The 17,026-nt window shown below is 70.6% G+C and carries 13 protein-coding genes; 2 read left to right on the forward strand and 11 right to left on the reverse strand.

Annotated elements, in window-relative coordinates; all coding sequences use genetic code 11:
• Positions 1-12 precede the first annotated feature (12 nt).
• From ACLBX9_RS11230 to ACLBX9_RS11240, 3 genes are all read right to left on the reverse strand, one after another.
• Positions 13-1,788: a glucan ABC transporter ATP-binding protein/ permease gene (locus ACLBX9_RS11230; protein WP_010685209.1), complete on the reverse strand. Its 1,776-nt coding sequence runs from the start codon at positions 1,786-1,788 to the stop codon at positions 13-15.
• Positions 1,789-2,204: 416 nt separating this feature from the next.
• Positions 2,205-2,669 (reverse strand): CAP domain-containing protein, encoded by a 465-nt coding sequence (locus ACLBX9_RS11235; RefSeq protein WP_085988044.1) that lies wholly within the window; start codon positions 2,667-2,669, stop codon positions 2,205-2,207.
• A 124-nt stretch (positions 2,670-2,793) separates the two neighbouring features.
• Positions 2,794-5,490: a DUF3772 domain-containing protein gene (locus ACLBX9_RS11240; RefSeq protein ID WP_447718983.1), complete on the reverse strand. Its 2,697-nt coding sequence runs from the start codon at positions 5,488-5,490 to the stop codon at positions 2,794-2,796.
• 527 nt (positions 5,491-6,017) lie between these two features.
• On the opposite strand from ACLBX9_RS11240, the gene ACLBX9_RS11245 reads away from it, so the two are divergent.
• Positions 6,018-6,566: an HNH endonuclease gene (locus ACLBX9_RS11245; protein WP_010685206.1), complete on the forward strand. Its 549-nt coding sequence runs from the start codon at positions 6,018-6,020 to the stop codon at positions 6,564-6,566.
• Between the two features lie 16 nt (positions 6,567-6,582).
• On the opposite strand, the gene ACLBX9_RS11250 is transcribed toward ACLBX9_RS11245, so the two are convergent.
• From ACLBX9_RS11250 to ACLBX9_RS11260, 3 genes are all read right to left on the reverse strand, one after another.
• Complete coding sequence (locus ACLBX9_RS11250; RefSeq protein ID WP_447718984.1) at positions 6,583-6,933, reverse strand: hypothetical protein; 351 nt, start codon at positions 6,931-6,933, stop codon at positions 6,583-6,585.
• A 32-nt stretch (positions 6,934-6,965) separates the two neighbouring features.
• Positions 6,966-7,868, reverse strand: a complete 903-nt coding sequence (locus ACLBX9_RS11255) for an outer membrane protein (protein ID WP_447718985.1) — start codon at positions 7,866-7,868, stop codon at positions 6,966-6,968.
• Positions 7,869-8,130: 262 nt separating this feature from the next.
• On the reverse strand, positions 8,131-9,120 hold the full coding sequence (locus tag ACLBX9_RS11260; protein ID WP_010685204.1) for an outer membrane protein: 990 nt from the start codon (positions 9,118-9,120) through the stop codon (positions 8,131-8,133).
• A 298-nt stretch (positions 9,121-9,418) separates the two neighbouring features.
• On the opposite strand from ACLBX9_RS11260, the gene ACLBX9_RS11265 reads away from it, so the two are divergent.
• On the forward strand, positions 9,419-9,757 hold the full coding sequence (locus ACLBX9_RS11265; protein WP_010685203.1) for an MmcQ/YjbR family DNA-binding protein: 339 nt from the start codon (positions 9,419-9,421) through the stop codon (positions 9,755-9,757).
• 21 nt (positions 9,758-9,778) lie between these two features.
• Here the strand turns inward: ACLBX9_RS11265 and glmM are convergent, their stop codons facing one another.
• From glmM to ybgF, 5 genes are all read right to left on the reverse strand, one after another.
• Entirely contained in the window at positions 9,779-11,122 is a 1,344-nt protein-coding gene (gene glmM / locus ACLBX9_RS11270; RefSeq protein WP_010685202.1) for a phosphoglucosamine mutase, read from the reverse strand.
• 36 nt (positions 11,123-11,158) lie between these two features.
• Positions 11,159-12,013 (reverse strand): sulfite exporter TauE/SafE family protein, encoded by an 855-nt coding sequence (locus ACLBX9_RS11275; protein WP_010685201.1) that lies wholly within the window; start codon positions 12,011-12,013, stop codon positions 11,159-11,161.
• Between the two features lie 838 nt (positions 12,014-12,851).
• Positions 12,852-14,774, reverse strand: coding sequence for an ATP-dependent zinc metalloprotease FtsH (ftsH, locus tag ACLBX9_RS11280; protein ID WP_010685199.1), 1,923 nt, complete (start codon positions 14,772-14,774; stop codon positions 12,852-12,854).
• Entirely contained in the window at positions 14,771-15,928 is a 1,158-nt protein-coding gene (tilS, locus tag ACLBX9_RS11285; protein WP_447718986.1) for a tRNA lysidine(34) synthetase TilS, read from the reverse strand. Before tilS ends, ftsH begins: the two co-directional genes overlap by 4 nt.
• Complete coding sequence (gene ybgF / locus ACLBX9_RS11290; protein WP_010685197.1) at positions 15,925-16,947, reverse strand: tol-pal system protein YbgF; 1,023 nt, start codon at positions 16,945-16,947, stop codon at positions 15,925-15,927. The genes tilS and ybgF overlap by 4 nt, the downstream gene beginning before the upstream one ends.
• Between the last annotated feature and the right edge of the window lie 79 nt (positions 16,948-17,026).

Genomic DNA, 17,026 nt, shown 5'->3' on the forward strand with positions numbered 1-17,026 from the left:
CCTCCCGCCCTCTCAGGCGGCCAGCGCCAGTCCTTCCTCCTCCTCGGCCTGGGTCGCCATGAACTGCGCCCGGGCGAGGTCGGCGAAGCGGCCGTCCTGGGCCACCAGCTGGTCGAAGGTCCCGGCCTCGACGATCCGGCCCTCGTGGAACACCAGGATCCGGTCGGCGTCGCGGATCGTCGCGAGGCGGTGGGCGATCACGAAGGTGGTACGCCCCTCCATCACGGTCTCCAGCGCGCCCTGGAGCTTGCGCTCGGTGGCGGCGTCCAGCGCCGAGGTCGCCTCGTCGAGGATCAGGATCGGCGGGTTCTTCAGGAGCGCCCGGGCGATCGAGAGCCGCTGGCGCTCGCCGCCCGAGAGCGACCGGCCGCGCTCGCCGATCACCGTGTCGAGCCCGTCGGCCTGGCGCGCCATGAAGGCGCTGGCCTGAGCCCGCTCCAGGGCGTCGAGCATCTCCTCGTCCGTCGCGTCGGGGCAGCCGACCTGCAGGTTCTCGCGGATCGAGCGGGCGAACAGCATCGGCTCCTGGAACACCACGCCGATGTTGTGGCGCAGGGACGACAGGCCGACGTCGCGGATGTCCATCCCGTCGATGCGGATCGCGCCGGCGGACGGGTCGAAGCTGCGGTGCAGGAGGCCGAGCGTCGTCGACTTGCCCGAGCCGGTGGTGCCGACGAGCGCGATCGTCTCGCCGGGGCGCGCCGAGAACGAGACGCCGTCCAGCGCCTGGCGCCGTCCGTCATACGAGAAGGCGACGTCCTCGAAGGTGACCGCGCCCTCGAACCGGGCGACCTGCCGGGCGTGCGGCCGGTCGGCCACCGCCGGGACGGTGTCGTAGATCTCGAAGAACTCGGCGATCTTCGGGGCCTGCTGGAACAGGCCGTTGACGAAGCCGACCACGTGGTCGAGCCGGGCCACGAAGGCGGTGGCGAGGCTCATGAAGGCCACGACCTCGCCCACCGTGGTGGAGCCCGCCTGATAGAGCCAGATGCCGGTGACGAAGATCGCCGTCATGGTGATGGTCGCGGACGCCCGGGTCGCCACGTTGGCGAGCGCCCACCAGGACAGGACCGGGATCTGCGCGGCGAGCAGGTTGGTGATGATGCCGCGCATCGCCTCCTTCTCGGCCTTGGCGCGGGTGAAGGACTGGATCACCGCGACGTTGCCGAGCGCGTCCGAGGCATGGGCCGCGAGGCCGGAATTGAATTCCTCGACCTGCCCCTGGAGCGCCTCGGTCCGGCGCATCACGAAGGTGGTCAGCGCCGTGAAGGCGAGCACCAGCACCACCAGGATCGAGCCGAGCTGCCAGTTGATGAACAGGGTCATCGGCAGGAGCACGCCGAGCGAGACCAGGGCGACGAGGTGGTCGCGGAAGAAGCCGAGCCACAGCCATGCCATCCCGTTCGTGCCCTCCAGCATCGCCTTCAGGACACGGCCGGAATGGTTGGCCGAGTGGAAGGCGAGCGGCAGGTCGAGGACGTGCTCGAAGTAGCTCGCCATCGACGACAGGCGGTTGCGGTGGGCGAGCCGGTCGGCGTGGAGGGCGATGAACACGCCCGCCGCGATGGTGAAGAAGCCGAACGCCACCCAGGCGGCGAGCAGGGGCAGCATCGTGCCCATGGCGTCGCCGCCGCGCTTGAGATGGGTCAGCTGGTCGATGATCCGGCCCATCAGCAGGGGCTCGGCGAAGGCCGCGATCGCCAGGATCACGTTGGTGACGGCCAAGCCTATGGCCAGCCGCCTTTCCGCCTTCAGGAATCCCAGGACCCGCCCGTACAGACGAACCATCGTACCGCTCCGCCACCCCTGGCGCGGCCCGTGTGACCCGGGTCTCACGCCTTATCTGAGGAGCTCCGCGCGGTCGGCATCGGCGCCGGATCCGGGTCAAACCCCTCTTGGAGAACGGCTATGCCAGCTTCCGCCTGAACGGGCGATGACGGGCCGATACAGGTTCGAAACAGTTTTCTTACGATTCGCTAAGCAAGATTTCCTGTTCGCGCGATCCCGGCCGGTACCGAGTTCCGGACGACCGGTTCGCCTCGGTCGCCGGCAAGGCCGCCACTGGGCCGATGTTCCCCGACGCTCCCTCCAGGCCGGCCAACCGCCGCGTGGTCGTGAGGGTCTTCGACAGGGCCATCGAGGAGGCGCCGCCGATCCCGAACGGGACGGGACTGCCGGAGGGACCGAGGCGATGGGAACCGCGGCTACTTGGCCGTCAGGAGCGCCCAGTAGACCTTGTACTTCGACCCCGGCGCGTAGGCGGTGGCGATCCCCATCTTGGTCGCCCGGGGCGCCAGCATGGTGGCGTCGTGCGGCGCGCTCTCGCGCCAGCCGGAGAACGCCTCCGCCAGGGTGTGATAGCCCGCCGAGAGGTTGGCGTTCACGTCCGCGTATCCGAGCCGCTCCACCGCAGCCTTGACGGTCTGCGCCCGGCTCGGCCGGTCGGCGAGCGCCATGGCGGCCGCCTCGGCCTCCGCGAGCCGCTGCAATTCGGGATCGACCGCGAGCGGCGCCGCGCCGCGGTTGCGGCGATAGGACGAGATCATGTCGCGCGCCGCCTCGACGTCGATATGGGCGCTGTTGCTGGCGAGCGGCAGGTAGATGCTCGGCAAGGCGGAGGTCGTCGGCGCCTCGGTGTTGCAGGAGCCGAGGAGCGCCAGCACCGGGATGCAGGCCGCCCGCCTCAGGATCCGTCTCGTGTCTCGTGCGCCCACGTGTCTCTGGTCCCCGCTCGGCAGCCGGCACGGCCGCCCGAGGCATATAGGCGGCCCCGGGCCAAACCGCATCGGTCCCTCAGCCCCCCGCGCTCCGCAGGGCCCGGTCCCGCTGCGCCCGGGCCGGTTCCCCCGCCTCGGCCGCCTCGGCGGCCGGCGCCGGCAGCCCGAACCGGCTGGCGATCTCGCCCATGGCGCTCTGCATCGTGTCGAGGCCCTGGATGGTGACGATGCTGGAGCCGGGGCCGAGCGGCGGGATGAAGCCCGCCCCGGAGAGCGTCGCGAACACGGAGAAATTCAGGTCGGTCAGGACCTTCTGGCCGAGGCTCACGTCCACGATCCAGACCAGCAGCTCGAACTCCAGGAACGGGTCGCCGATCTTCTTGAACACCACCCGCGGGGCCGGGTCCTTGAGCACGTCCGAATGCGCCTGCGCGCAGCCGACGATCATCTCGGCGGCCCGCACCGGATCCTGGTTGCGCAGGACGCTGACCGTGATGCTGACCCGCCCGGAGCGGTCGCCCCGCACCCGGTTCTTGACCACGCCGGAGATCAGGTTCGAGTTCGGCACGATCACGGCCGAGCGGTCGAAGGTCTGGATCTCCGTGGAGCGGACCGAGATCCGCTTCACGATGCCCTCGGAATCGCCGATCACCACCTGATCGCCGACCCGGATCGGGCGCTCCCACAGGAGCAGCAGGCCCGAGACGAAGTTGTTGACGATCGACTGGAGGCCGAAGCCGATACCGACCGACAGGGCGCCGGCCACGATGGTGAGTTTCTCCAGGCTCAGGCCCAGATACGAGAAGGCGAGCGCGAGCGCGATCAGGAAGCCGCAATAGCCCGCCACCGTGGTGATCGAGTTGCGCAGGCCCGCGTCGAGGTCGGTCGCCGGCAGGTAGGTGTTCTCCAGCCAGCGCTGCACGCCGCGGGTGATGAACACCCCGAGCACCAGGATGCCGACGCCCAGCGCGATGCTGGACAGCGAGATCGTCACGTCCCCGACCTTGAAGCCGAAGAAGGCCTGCCGGACCGACGAGAGGATGTCGGTGGAGTCGAGCCCCCAGGGCGCCAGCACCAGGACCGCCGCCGCCAGGAACAGGACGAGCCGGGCCGCGCCGGTCGCCAGGACCGAGATCTGGTTCAGCGACCGCTTGCGCAGGCCGGTATTGGCCTGGAGCGTGGTGGCGAGCCGCGTCTCGTCCGAGAGCGCCCGGCCGATGAAGATGTCGACGCTCTGGACCAGGAGGTAGAGCATCACCAGGACGCCCGCGTCCCAGATCAGCTGGTCGATCATGAAGGCCGCGAAGGCGACGTAGCCCACCAGCGCGCCGAGCCCGATCAGCGCCACCGCGGCCCAGCCCAGGAGCCGGGCCGGCCCGCCGATGCCCGTGGTGGTCTTGGTCGGCACGTAGGGGCCGAAGCAGGCCTCCTCCTCCTGCTCGGTGTCGGCGAAGCGGTGCAGACCGATCGCCAGGATCAGCGCGGTCGCCACGGCGCCGATGCCCCGCGTGGCGATGGAGATCGGCAGAGCCGCCGAGATCCCGGAATTCAGGGCCTCCACGGATTTCACCACGGTGATCACCGTGGCGATGCCGACCGCGAGCCGGGTCAGGCGGACCGCCGCCGCGTCGCTCACGGGCGCGGGGCGCCAGGCCGGCTTCTCGGTGCTGAGCAGCCCGTCGCAGAGGGCCTCCACGAAGGCGATGAAGGCGAGGCCGCCGAGGATCGCGGCCGCCACCGGCAGGAGCCGGGAGGGCAGGAGGTTGGTGGCGTCCAGCGCGTAGTAGACCGCGTAGGACCCGGCCACCGCCGGGACCGTGCCGAGCAGGATCACCCGCCACGCGGCGAGCATCACGGCCCGGCGCGACGGGTCGGTCTTGCCGGCGTCGCGGCGGGCGCCGCGCGGGGCGATGTTGCGCCGGCCGAAATACAGCGCGACCGAGATCCCGAAGGCGAGCCCCAGGAGCAGCAGGTTGCCGAGGCTGCCGTTGCGGGAGAACAGCAGGCCGATATCGGAGACTGCGCTCTGCAGGGCGCGCGTGTCCCGGGGGATGTCCCCCATCACCTTGGCCCAGAGGCCCGGTCCGACCAGCGGCTGGGAGCGCTGGAACAGGTCGCGGGTGAAGGATTCGCGGCGGCGGTTCGAGACCCGGTCGACGATCTGGTCGCCCTGCACCACCAGGGAGCGGGCCAGCCGCTGGGTCTCGTCGATCCGGGTCACGGCGGCCTCGCGCTCGAGGCGCTGCTCGGCGACGTCGGCGCTCTCCTGGGTGTCCTTCGGCTTCGGCCCGAGCTGGGCGAGCCGCTCGCGGGCGGCCTCCAGCGGCGCGTCGAGGCGGGTGACCAGGGTGCGGATCTCGTCCGTGACCGTGACGGCGCTGTCGCGGATGGCGGTGAGGTCGGCCACCGTCAGGTCGTTATGGCCGAGCTGCTTCTCGCGGGCATCGAGCTCGGCCTTGGCGGCGTCGATCTTGGCCCGGACCGCCTTGAACTGCTCGGGAAGTTCGGCCTGTGCCGGGCTGGGCTTCGCAACCGCCGGCTTGGTGTCCGAAGGCTTGGCCTCCGCCGGCTTGGCCTCCGAAGGTTGCCCGGCAGGCTTGGCCTCCGAAGGTTGCCCGGCCGGCGCGTGATTCTGGGTCTGCCCCTGAGGCTGCGTCTGGCTCTGAGCCTGGGCGAGGGCCGGTGCGACCGCGGGGGGGCCGAGCACGAGGGCTGCGAGAACCGGAAGGAGCAGCAACGGGCGCGGACAGATCCGCGCTGGCGTACGAGTCATGGGCAACCTCTCGTCGGGTGCGCCGGATGCGGGGTCACGGGGCCGGCATCGGCGAATCGGCGGCGATGGGGGACCGGGGCTGGCCGCTCAGTGGCCCAGCATGGCGGCCCAGCGCTCTGGGCGAGCTTTAGGGCGAAACGTTGCTCCTGCCCACCCTCGGGCGGATTCGACGCCCGGCGGGCGGCCTGTGGGTGCGTCCCTGGGGCCCGGCGGGAAAAGCTTCACAAGGGTGTCACGCTGGGATTAGATGAACACCTGATGGACAGGGCCTTTTCGTCATCACGCGAAAGGGCACGGCCGGTGACAGCGCCGGCCCGGCCCGGCCGCGTTCCGGATGTGACCGCCCCGACCGGCGCCCCCGCGCGCCGGCCCGCCGCCCTGTTGCTCCCTCCGCCTCTCCCGCCAAGCCGACGCGCCGCGCGCCGGCCCGTCCCGCATCGGCCCTGGGCCGGTCCGGACGGGCCTGTGGGGCGGTGGCGCGGTCCCGCGCGTTATCCGCGTTCGAGATAGTCCGAAGAGTCGCGCCGATGATGGATCTCCAAACCCTCGTCCTCAACGCGGATTATCGGCCGCTCTCGTACAATCCGCTCTCGCTCTGGTCCTGGAAGGACGCGTTCACGGCCCTGTTCCTCGACCGGGTCACCCTGGTGGCGAGCTACGACGTGGAGGCCCGCTCGCCGTCCCGCGCCCTGCGGGTGCCGAGCGTGGTGGCGCTGAAGAACTACGTGGCGCTGGCCCGCAGCCCGGCCTTCACGCGCTACAACATCTACCTGCGCGACGGGTTCAGCTGCCAGTATTGCGGCCTGCGGCTGCCCTCGGGCGGCCTGACCTTCGACCACGTGGTGCCGCGCTCCCGGGGCGGCCTGTCGAGCTGGGAGAACGTCGTGGCGGCCTGCTCGCCCTGCAACCTGCGCAAGGCCAACCGCACGCCCGACGAGGCCGACATGCCGCTGATGAACGCGCCCCGCCGGCCGACGCGCTACGAGCTGCACCACCGCCAGCCCGAGTTCGACCACCGGCAGTACCACCACACGTGGCTCGACTACCTGTACTGGGACAGCGAGCTGGAGAGCTGAGGGCGTCGCCGACGCGTCACCAGGCCGGCCCGCGCCGGGGCGGCTCGTTGTACATCGGGACGTTGTGGTTGCGCGGCAGATAGTCCCGGAAGAGCACGGGCGGCGGCGCGACCGGGACCGGGTCCAGGCGGACCCGGTGGTGCCGGATCACGCGCGGCGCGTGCCTGTGTCCATGCCTGTCTTCATGCCTGTATCCGTGCCCGTGCCGGGCTGCGGAGGGCTCCGGTGCCAGGACGAGCCCGGCGAGCAGGAGGGGCGCGGCAAGCCGGAGGAACCGGTGTGTTCGCATGTGCAGGCTCCGCCAGCGCGGCACGAGGCGCTTCAAGACAAGGCGCTTCAAGACGAGGCGCTTCAACGAGAGGGACATCGACCCGCGGTCGCCGGCCGCGGGCCCGGCTTTCAGAACTTGACGGCGGCGCCGGCGCGGACGGTGTTCAGGTTGACCTTGTGCCCGTCGAAATCGTTGAACAGCACGTACTGGTACTCGGCGCGGAGCAGGATGTTCGGCGTGATCGCGTACTCGATGCCGGCTCCCGCCGCCACGCCGGCGACGACCTTGGTCTTCGACTGCGCCTGGAGGGAGGTGTACGGCGTGCTGCTGTAGGGCGCGCCCGGGTTGAAGCTCGCGTAGCCGAAGTTGCTCACGGAGGTCGGCGTCCCTGCCAGCGTCGCGTTGTAGGCGGTCAGGTTGAACCCGTAATTCTGGTAGCTGGTCGCGTCGGCGATGCGCGCCCGGCCGATGGCCACGCCGCCGGTCACGTAGGGCATGAAGTTCTCGAACGCGTAGCCGATGCGGGCGCGCAGGGTCCCGTAATCGTTGACCCGTGTGGCCGTGGAACCCGACAGGTTCACGGCCTCGTACTGGCCCGCGGCCGAGATCTGGCTGCGCCCGAGCCCGTCGCTCGACACGCCCATCCGGCCGAAATAGGTGTAATCGGCTTCCACGCCGAAGACGAACTGATCGTACTGGACGTTGTAGCCCGCGAAGGCGCCGAAGCTCATGTCGCCGACGCGCCGCGACGGCGGGCTCAGGAGGGTCGAGGCGCCGAAGTCGGACTCGCCGGTCGTGTTGTGCGAGTCGCGGTAGATCAGCGGCTGGAGCGCCCCCCGGCTGCCCAGGGCCGCGGACGTGTAGCCGCCGTGGCCGCCGACATAGATGCCGCTCCAGTCGACCACCGCGGGGGCGGGCAGCGGATCATACTCGGCGCCGCGCAGGTAATCGTAGTCCAGATCGGCGGCCCGGGCCGTGCTCACGCCGCAGAGGCCGAGAACTGCCAACAACGGAAAGGTGACGGTACGCATCGGGATCGTCCTGGCACTACGAGGCGGACGGCTGATCGAGCCTCGACGCAGTGATAGACGAGTAACCTTAATTGTCCGTTGCTTCGGGGTAATCTCGGGTTTCCCGCCGAAACAATCCTGTTTCTGACGGAAATGCCGGGCTTCAGGACTGATCTTCCTCGCAGGTCCGGCATGGACCGCGGCGCGGCCGTGAAAACGCGAAACGGCGCGGAGAAGCTCCGCGCCGTCAGGCCTTGGCGGTGAGATCAGGTCCGGTCGGTGCTCAGTACTTGCGCACCAGCGGGCCCGGGACCGGCTCCGGCATCAGCGGCGGCAGCGGGGCCGCGACGAAGCCGCCGAGGTAGTAGCGCAGGCCGATCTTCACGTCGTGCGCCTCGATGTCCTTCACCTTGACCGCCGGCAGGGCACCGGTGCAGCACGGCACATAGCCGGCGCCGGTCTCGGCCTTGCCGAGGTTCAGATAGCGGTAGGCCAGTTCGACCTTGAACGCGTCGGTCACGTTGTAGGCCAGACCGGCGTGGAGCGCCCAGGCGAAGCTGCCGCTCGACTTGTCCTTGTAGAACTTGGTACCGCTGTTGGTGTTGTAGACCGGATTGCCGTTGTTGTCGTAGACCGGCCTGTAGTTGTACGAGGGTGCCCCGCAGTCGCAGCCGTAGATCGGGTTGGCGTAATCGTAGCCGTAGGTCGGGCTCGTGAACTGCTGGTTGGTCGAGTAGGACGAGACGTGGTTGAAGGCGTAGCCGACGCCGCCACCGATGAACGGCGTGATGCCATACCAGGTGCCGAGGTCGAAGTAGGCGTTGGCGAGCACTACCGCGGAGTCGAAGCTGCCGCTCGACTTGTTCACGCCGTAGGAGCCGAGGCCGTCGTCGTAGTCGGGGCCGCGATAGTACTCGCTGCCGCGCAGGCCGGTGGAGTAGCGGTACTCTCCGGTGATGTCGCCGCGGAAGAACGGGGTGAACTGGTAGCCGACGCCGACACCCGCGAAGCCGCCGCTGCCGATGACGTTCCCGAAGGAGCGGTTGGCGTCGGCGTAGCCGGTGTAGTCGTAGGCCTCGCTGTATTTCGGGCGGGTGTAGATGCTCGCGCCGACATCGCCGCGCAGGTACCAGCCGCCGCCGACCTCGATCGGGGGGGGCGGAGGCGGCGGGGGTGGCGGCAGCAGATCTGCAGCGGCGGCGAGGCAGGGCGCGCCGACGCTCGCCGCGAGCGTCAGGCTACGCACCAAAGCGTTCAGCTTGGAGCGGGCCATAGGACTTCCTTCCGGACTCATGAGCGGACACGCAGCGCGCGGCTCGGGGACACTTGGTGAAGGATGTCCGGAAGGTCTTAAATCCGGCTTAACGTTAAATGTTATGCTTGCACGTTCATTGCGCGTCCTTCGAAACTGGCGAACGGGAAGTATTTGTTTATCTTCTTGGCGCCGTGCTGCGGCGTTCCGGGCATCAACTCTACGTACGAAGGCGTGCCCATGGTGAATCCGATCGCGGACGGCCCTCCGGGCGGCCAGGGCCGACCGGCCCGGCCCCTTCAGGTCGGCTGAGCGCTCCGTGCTGCCGGAGGACGTGCGCATCCTGGCGTTGATGCTGCCCGAGACGGTGGCGGGCGCGCACAGCGGCAACCCGGATTTCCGCGTCGGCGGCCGGGTGCTGGCCACCCTGTGGGTCGAGGAGGCGCGGGTGGTGCTGCGCCTCGCGCCCGAGGATCAGGCGGCCCTGTGCGAGGCCGAGCCCGACCTGTTCACGCCGCTGGACGGAGCCTGGGGCCGGCGCGGCTGGACCAACCTCGACCTCGACCTGTGCGCGGAGGACACGCTGCGCGACGCCCTGCTGGCGGCGTGGCGCAGGACGGCGCCGCCGGAGCTGCGCGCCCTCTACCAGGACGCGTGAGCAGGCCGGCTGAGGCCCGTTTCAGGCCGCCGCGCGGGTCACGGCGTCGACCACCTCGTCGACCACCTCGTTGACGAGGCTGCGGTCGTCGCCCTCGGCCATCACGCGGATCACCGGCTCCGTGCCGGAGGGGCGGATCACCAAACGCCCGGCATTGCCCAGCCGCTGGCGGGCGTGCTCGATGGCGCTGACCACGCTGTCCTGGCGCAGCGGCTCCCCGGTCCGGTAACGGACGTTCTTGAGGATCTGCGGCAGCGGGTCGAAGCAGTGGCAGACCTCGCTCACCGGCCGGTTCTGCCGCTGCACGACGCTGAGCAATTGCAGCGCCGCCACGAGGCCGTCGCCCGTGGTGGTGTAGTCCGACATGATGATGTGGCCGGACTGCTCGCCGCCGAGGTTGTAGCCGTGCTCGCGCATGTGCTCGAGGACGTAGCGATCGCCCACCGCGGTGCGGGCCAGCGTCAGGCCGAGGCCGCCGAGATAGCGCTCCAGGCCGAGATTCGACATGATCGTCGCCACCACGCCCGGCTGGGTGAGGCGCTCGTCCTCTTTCCAGGAGCGGGCCACGACGGCCATGAGCTGGTCGCCGTCGACCACCTGGCCCTTCTCGTCGACGATCAGCACCCGGTCGGCGTCGCCATCCAGCGCAATGCCGATATCGGCCCGGCGCTCGCGGACCATGTCGATCAGGGCCGCCGGGGCGGTGGAGCCGACGGCGCGGTTGATGTTGAACCCGTCCGGCTCGGTGCCGATGGCGATCACGTCGGCGCCGAGTTCCCACAGGGTCTCGGGGGCGACCTTGTAGGCGGCGCCGTTGGCGCAATCGACCACGACCCGCAGGCCGTCGAGGGTCACGTGCCGCGGCAGGGTGCGCTTGGCGAACTCGATGTAGCGGGCATGCACGCTCTCGATCCGCTTGGCCCGGCCGAGGTCGTTCGCGCCGGAGAGGCGCTTGTGCATGTCGGCGTCGATCAGCCCCTCGATCTCGTGCTCGATCGCGTCGTTGAGCTTGAAGCCGTCGGGCCCGAACAGCTTGATGCCGTTGTCCTCGAACGGGTTGTGCGAGGCCGAGATCATCACGCCGAGATCGGCCCGCATGGAGCGCGTCAGCATCGCCACGGCGGGCGTTGGCACCGGCCCGAGCAGCAGCACGTCCATGCCCACCGAGGTGAAGCCCGCCACCAGCGCGGTCTCGATCATGTAGCCGGACAGGCGCGTGTCCTTGCCGATCACCACCCGGTGGCGGTGGTCGCCGCGCTGGAACACGAGGCCGGCCGCCTGACCGACCTTGAGGGCGAGTTCGGGGGTGATCACCCCGTTGGCCCGGCCCCGGATGCCGTCGGTTCCGAAATACTTGCGCGCCATGACGTCTCCGATGCCGGGCCGCGGACCCGACATAGCCTAGCAGATGACCGGTGCTTCCGGATGCCTAGTGACCGGAAGGATGAATCGGGTGCTCCGCGACAAAGGCGGTCGAAATGCGGCGCCCGGCGCGCTCCGGAAGCCGCGTTCCAGGAGCCGCGGCACCGAGGCCGAGACCAGCGCGAGACCCGAGAGGGTCAGGAGGCTGAGGACGAGCCGGCGGAACGCGGCCTCGCTGATGCCCAGGTAGATCCGGGCGCCGAGGAAGGTCGGGACCAGCATCGCCGGCAGCACCACCGCCAGCATCGGCAGCGCCGCCCGGGTGACGAGCCCGGAGGCGAGATAGGTCGCCATGGTCACGCTGAGCATGGCGAGGTTGAAGTTCTGGATCACCGACCGCTGCACGTCGCGCTCGTAGCGGCGCAGGGTGCACCAGAGGGTCGGCAGCACGCCGGTGAAGCCGCCGAGCCCGCCCATCAGGCCACCCCCGAGTCCCACCGCGGCATCGGCGAGCCGGCCGCCGGCCGTGATCCGCGGCAGGTTCTGGGCGAACAGCATGGCCGGGCACCAGACCATCAGCAGGGCGCCGAGGAGGGCCTTGAACCAGTCGGCGTCGAGCCGCGGCAACAGGAGGAGGCCGAGGGGGATCCCCGCGAGGCCGCCGAGCACAAAGGGCGCGAGGCGCCGGAGGTCGAACCCGCGCCGGACCGAGAGGGCGGCCACGACCTGGCCGGTGAAGGCGCCGGACACGGCCAGAACGGCGGCGAGCTGCGGATCGATCACCCAGGCCCAGAACGACAGGGAGACGAGCCCGAAGGCGAAGCCCGAGAGGCCCTGCACGAAGCCGGCGACGACCGCGCCCAGGGCGACGACGAGATAGGTCGAGACCGGCATCGGGGCTTTTGGGTGCGCTGCCTGGAGGAGGACCCTGTGTTTCCGATTCGCGGTGGGAGGCCGAGGCTCCGGCCAAGCTGGCAGCGTCGGTTTGCCGACAGGGGAAGCGGTTTGTCACGGGAGACGCGATGCGTTCTTCGATCCTCTCGGCGCAACGATGAGCCCGCGGCTTTGGCGAATACCGACGCGCGCGGCCGGGGGCGACAGGCTCCTCTCCCGTGCGGAGGGGGTTGGGGTGAGGGATACGACGGATCCGGATAGGACCCGCCATCGTCGCGCGCGCGACGAGCCACTTCCGGACGGACCCGATCCCTCACCCTGTCCCTTTCCCGCACGGGCTATGGGTTGCACAGTGGGCGATCGTCATCTCCTGTTTGCGGGAATGTCTCGATTCTCTTCTCTGTATCGCAGCGTCTCCGTTTCATCCCGTCATCCCGGGGCCGCGCAGCGGAGCCCGGGATTCAGAGACGCTGGTGCGGCAAGACCTTGCACCGATAGAGGTTCTGGATCGCCCGCCTCCGGCGTGCCCCTTCGGGTCCGGGCTCGCCTTCGGCGCCCCGGAATTGTCTGTTGCGGTGTTGCTAAGGTCAGGCCGTTCCGCGCAAGCGGGATGCTTGGTCCGGGTGGCCACCCGGACCAAGCGCGGAGCGCCGGCCGTCCCGGAATGGGGCTGCAACTCCCGAGAACGCATCGCCGATCTGAATCCCGACTCTGCAAGCCCGAGGGCGAGATGTCTGCGCGATCCGGACTGCGCTATCCCGAACCGGCACGCGCAACGAAAAAGGGCGCCTCGCGGCGCCCTCTTCGCTCATCCGACCCGTAGGGTTTCAGGAGGGTCTCAGGCCTGCGGCTGGGGCTCCAGCCCGCCGTCGGTCTCCTTCGGCCGGCCGCGGCCCGCCGAGGGGACCGAGGAACCCCGGGCCGGGGTCGGCGGCACGTCGCCGCCGTCGCGGATCGGGGGCTGGCCCTTGAGCAGGTTGCGGATTTCCTCGCCCGAGAGGGTCTCGTACTCGAGGAGCCCCTGCGCCAGGGCCTCCAAGTCGTCCTTGTGCTCGGCCAGGATGCGGCGCGCCTCCTCCAGGCCGGTCTCGACGAGGCGGCGGACCTCGGCGTCGATCTTCTGGGCGGTCGACTCCGAGACCGATTGCTGCCGGCCCATCGACATGCCGAGGAAGACCTCGTCGTTGTTGTCGCCGTACGCGACGGTGCCGAGCTCGGGGCTGAAGCCCCAGCGGGTGACCATCATCTTGGCGAGCCGCGTCGCCTGCTCGATGTCCGACTGCGCGCCCGAGGTCACCTTCTCGCGCCCGAAGATCATCTCCTCGGCGATGCGCCCGCCCATCATGATCGCCAGCCGCGAGGTCATCTGCTCGAAGCTCATGGAGAGCTTGTCGCGCTCGGGCAGCTGCATGACCATGCCGAGCGCCCGGCCGCGGGGGATGATGGTCGCCTTGTGCACCGGGTCGGTGGCCGGGACATTGAGGGCGACGATGGCGTGGCCGCCCTCGTGGTAGGCGGTGAGCCGCTTCTCGTCCTCGGTCATCACCAGGGTGCGCCGCTCGGCGCCCATCATGACCTTGTCCTTGGCGTCCTCGAACTCGTGCATCGTGACGATGCGCTTGCCGCGACGGGCGGCGAGCAGCGCGGACTCGTTGACCAAGTTCATCAGGTCGGCGCCCGAGAAGCCCGGGGTGCCGCGCGCGATGGTCTTCAGGTCGACGTCGGGGGCCAGCGGCACCTTGCGGACATGGACGCGCAGGATGCGCTCGCGGCCGGTGACGTCCGGGTTCGGCACCATGATCTGGCGATCGAAGCGGCCGGGACGCAGCAGGGCCGGGTCGAGCACGTCGGGGCGGTTGGTCGCCGCGATGATGATCACGCCCTCGTTGGCCTCGAACCCGTCCATCTCCACGAGGAGCTGGTTGAGGGTCTGCTCGCGCTCGTCGTTGCCGCCGCCGAGGCCAGCGCCGCGGTGGCGGCCGACCGCGTCGATCTCGTCGATGAAGATGATGCAGGGCGCGTTCTTCTTGGCCTGCTCGAACATGTCGCGCACGCGGCTGGCGCCGACGCCCACGAACATCTCGACGAAGTCGGAGCCCGAGATGGTGAAGAACGGCACGTTGGCCTCGCCCGCGACCGCCCGGGCGATCAGGGTCTTACCGGTGCCGGGCGGGCCGACGAGCAGCACGCCGCGCGGGATCCGGCCGCCGAGCCGCTGGAACTTCTGCGGGTCGCGCAGGAACTCGACGATCTCCTGGAGATCCTCCTTCGCCTCCTCGACGCCCGCGACGTCGTCGAACGACACGCGGCCGTGGGCCTCGTTCAGGAGCTTCGCCTTCGACTTGCCGAAGCCCATGGCGCGGCCGGCGCCCGACTGCATCTGGCGCGAGAGGAAGATCCAGGCGCCGATGAAGACGAGGATCGGCAGCCAGCTCACCAGCAGCTGGATGAACCAGGGGGTGTTGTCGGACGGGGGACGGGCGGTGATCGTCACGCCCTTGCCCTGCAGCTTGGAGACCAGGCTCGGGTCGTTGGGCGCGTAGCTCGTGAAGTTGCCGCCGCCGACATAGGTGCCGGACACGTCCTGCCCGGAGATCACCACCGACTGGATCTTGCCGGAATCGGCGTCGTTCAGGAGCTGGCTGTAGGCGATCTCGCTGCCGCCGCCCCGGTGTCCCGGATTCTGGAACAGGGTGACGAGGGCCAGCACCAGCAGGAAGATGACGACCCACAAGGCAAAGTTGCGAAAATTCGGGTTCATCGATCAATCCCTGGCGTGTGCGGCCCCCGGATGGACGCGTCACCCGGCTCGGCCGGCCCATCCGTGCACACCTCGCCAATGTAAGCGGGGGGCCCTCCCTTGCCAAGTAATCGGGGATCCCCTGCGGCGAGGGCAGCATCTTGCGGGTGTCGTCGCGGCGGCGCGGGGGCCAGACTCACGGTCGCCGCCGCGTCGGACGCGATCAGAATCCCGGCCAGCGTGCGCCGGATCGGCGCGTTGCGCCGCAGGGCCGGCAGCAGGGATTCGAGGACGAGCGCCTCGAGACGGTCGAGACGGCGTGGCGCGGCCCCGGCCCGCGACAGGGCCAGATCGACGCAGCGCAGGGCCACGGCCTCCGGCAGGGCCGCGAGGCGTGCGCCGTCGAGGCGCAGCGTCGCCCCCTGCTCCGTGCCGAGCCGCAATGCCGTGGCGAGCGCCCGCTCCGCCGCGCTCCTCAGGGCGGCCTCGTCGCGCGCCGCGCGCTCGGCGAGGCGGGCGAGGCGCGCCGCGCTCAAGCCTTCGCGCTCCAGGGCCGGCCAGGCGTCGCGCAGGCGGCCGCGGGCGAAGCGCGGGTCGGCGTTGGTGGGGTCGCGCAGGACCGGGATGCCGCGCGCTTCGCACCACGCCACCAGGGTCGCCTTCGGCAGGTGCAGGAACGGTCGCCCGAGCACGATCTCGGGGGCGAGGTTCCGCTCGGCGCGCATGCCGGCGAGGCCCGCGAGGCCGCTCCCGGCGGCGAGGCGCATCAGCACCGTCTCGGCCTGATCGTCACGGGTGTGGCCGGTGAGCACGAGGCCGGCACCGATCGCCGCGGCCTGGGACGACAACAGCGCGTAGCGGGCTTCGCGGGCGGCGTCCTGCAGGCCGCTGCCGGGTTTCGGCCCCGTCCAGCGCAGGGTGGTGTGCGGCAGGCCGAGCCGGTCCGCGGCGCGGGCGACCCCCTCGGCCTCGTCGCCGGATGTCGGCCGCAAGCCATGGTCGACGGTGGCGACCCGCAGGGATGTGCCGGGATGCGCAAGGGCCGCCGCCGCGTGCATCAGGGCGCTCGAATCGGGCCCCCCGGAGACGGCGAGCAGGACGGCGCGCCCGTGGCGGGCGGACCGTTCGAGCCAGGGGGCGATCGCGTCGCGGAGCGGGTCGCCCGCTCCGCTCAAGCGGCGCAGCGGGCGCGCTTCTGCTCGCGCACGACGCCCTGGCGGACGCCCGCGGCGGCGTTGGGGAACTTCCGGTCGAGCTCGGCCAGCGTCGCGCAGGCCTGTTCGCGGGCGCCCAGCGCGTTCAGCGTGACGCCGAGCTTCAGCATGGCTTCGGGGGCCTGGGTCGAGCGGGCGTAGTCGGTGGAGACCTTCAGGAACTGCTCGGCCGCCTCGCGGTTGCGGCCGCGGGCGAGGTAGCTCTCGCCGAGCCAGTAGGTTGCGCCGGCAACCCGATTGTCGCGGGGATGCGACTGGATGAACTGGCGCAGGCCCATCTCGGCCTGCTCGTACTGCTTGGCGCGGAACAGCTCCACCGCGGCGTCGTAATCCGCCGCCGGGTCGCCGCTGCGCGTGGCGGCCACGCTCTCGGAGGGGCGCGCCGCCGGGATCGCGCCGGTCCGCGCCGGCGGGCGCAGGTCCACCGGCTCGTCGTAGCCGGGGGCGGCGGACTCCGCGTCCTCGTCGTCCGTCGCCCCGCTGATCGCGCCTTGGGGGATACGCTGCGGACGGGGCGCAGTCTCGGCCTCGACCGCTTCCCGGGGCGGCAGGGGCGCGGAGGGCTGCGTGCTGCCGAGCTGCATCGGCGCGCCGGGGGCGCCGGGAGATTGCGCCGGGTCGAAGGCGTCGCCGCGCTTGCCCGGGCGACCGGAGCCGGGATTGACGCCGTTGACGTTGCCGCCACCCGACCCGGAGGACGGAGCGGCCGAAGGCGCCGGCTTGCCGCCGCCCTTGCCCTCGTTCAGGCGGAACTCGACGTCCTCCTGGAACTTGCGCAGCTGCTCCTTGAGCTGGCGGTTCTCGTACTGGAGGGTCTCGATCTGCCCGGCCATGACCCGGGACTGGTTCTCGATGCGCCCGAGGCGCACCACCAGTTCGGAGGCGTCCTGCGCGGCGGCCGGGTGGCCGAGGAGCGCGGCGCCGAGGGCCGTGGTGAGGGCCGTGGCGAGGGCGAGGCGGGTGCGAAGGCGGGCGGGCATGGTGCGGCTGCGGTCCGGTGTCAGCGCGAGGCCCTATCAGATGCGCCGCACCGCGGCAAAACTGGGGCGCGGTGCGGAG

It is taken from the genome of Methylobacterium sp. A49B, assembly GCF_053346215.1.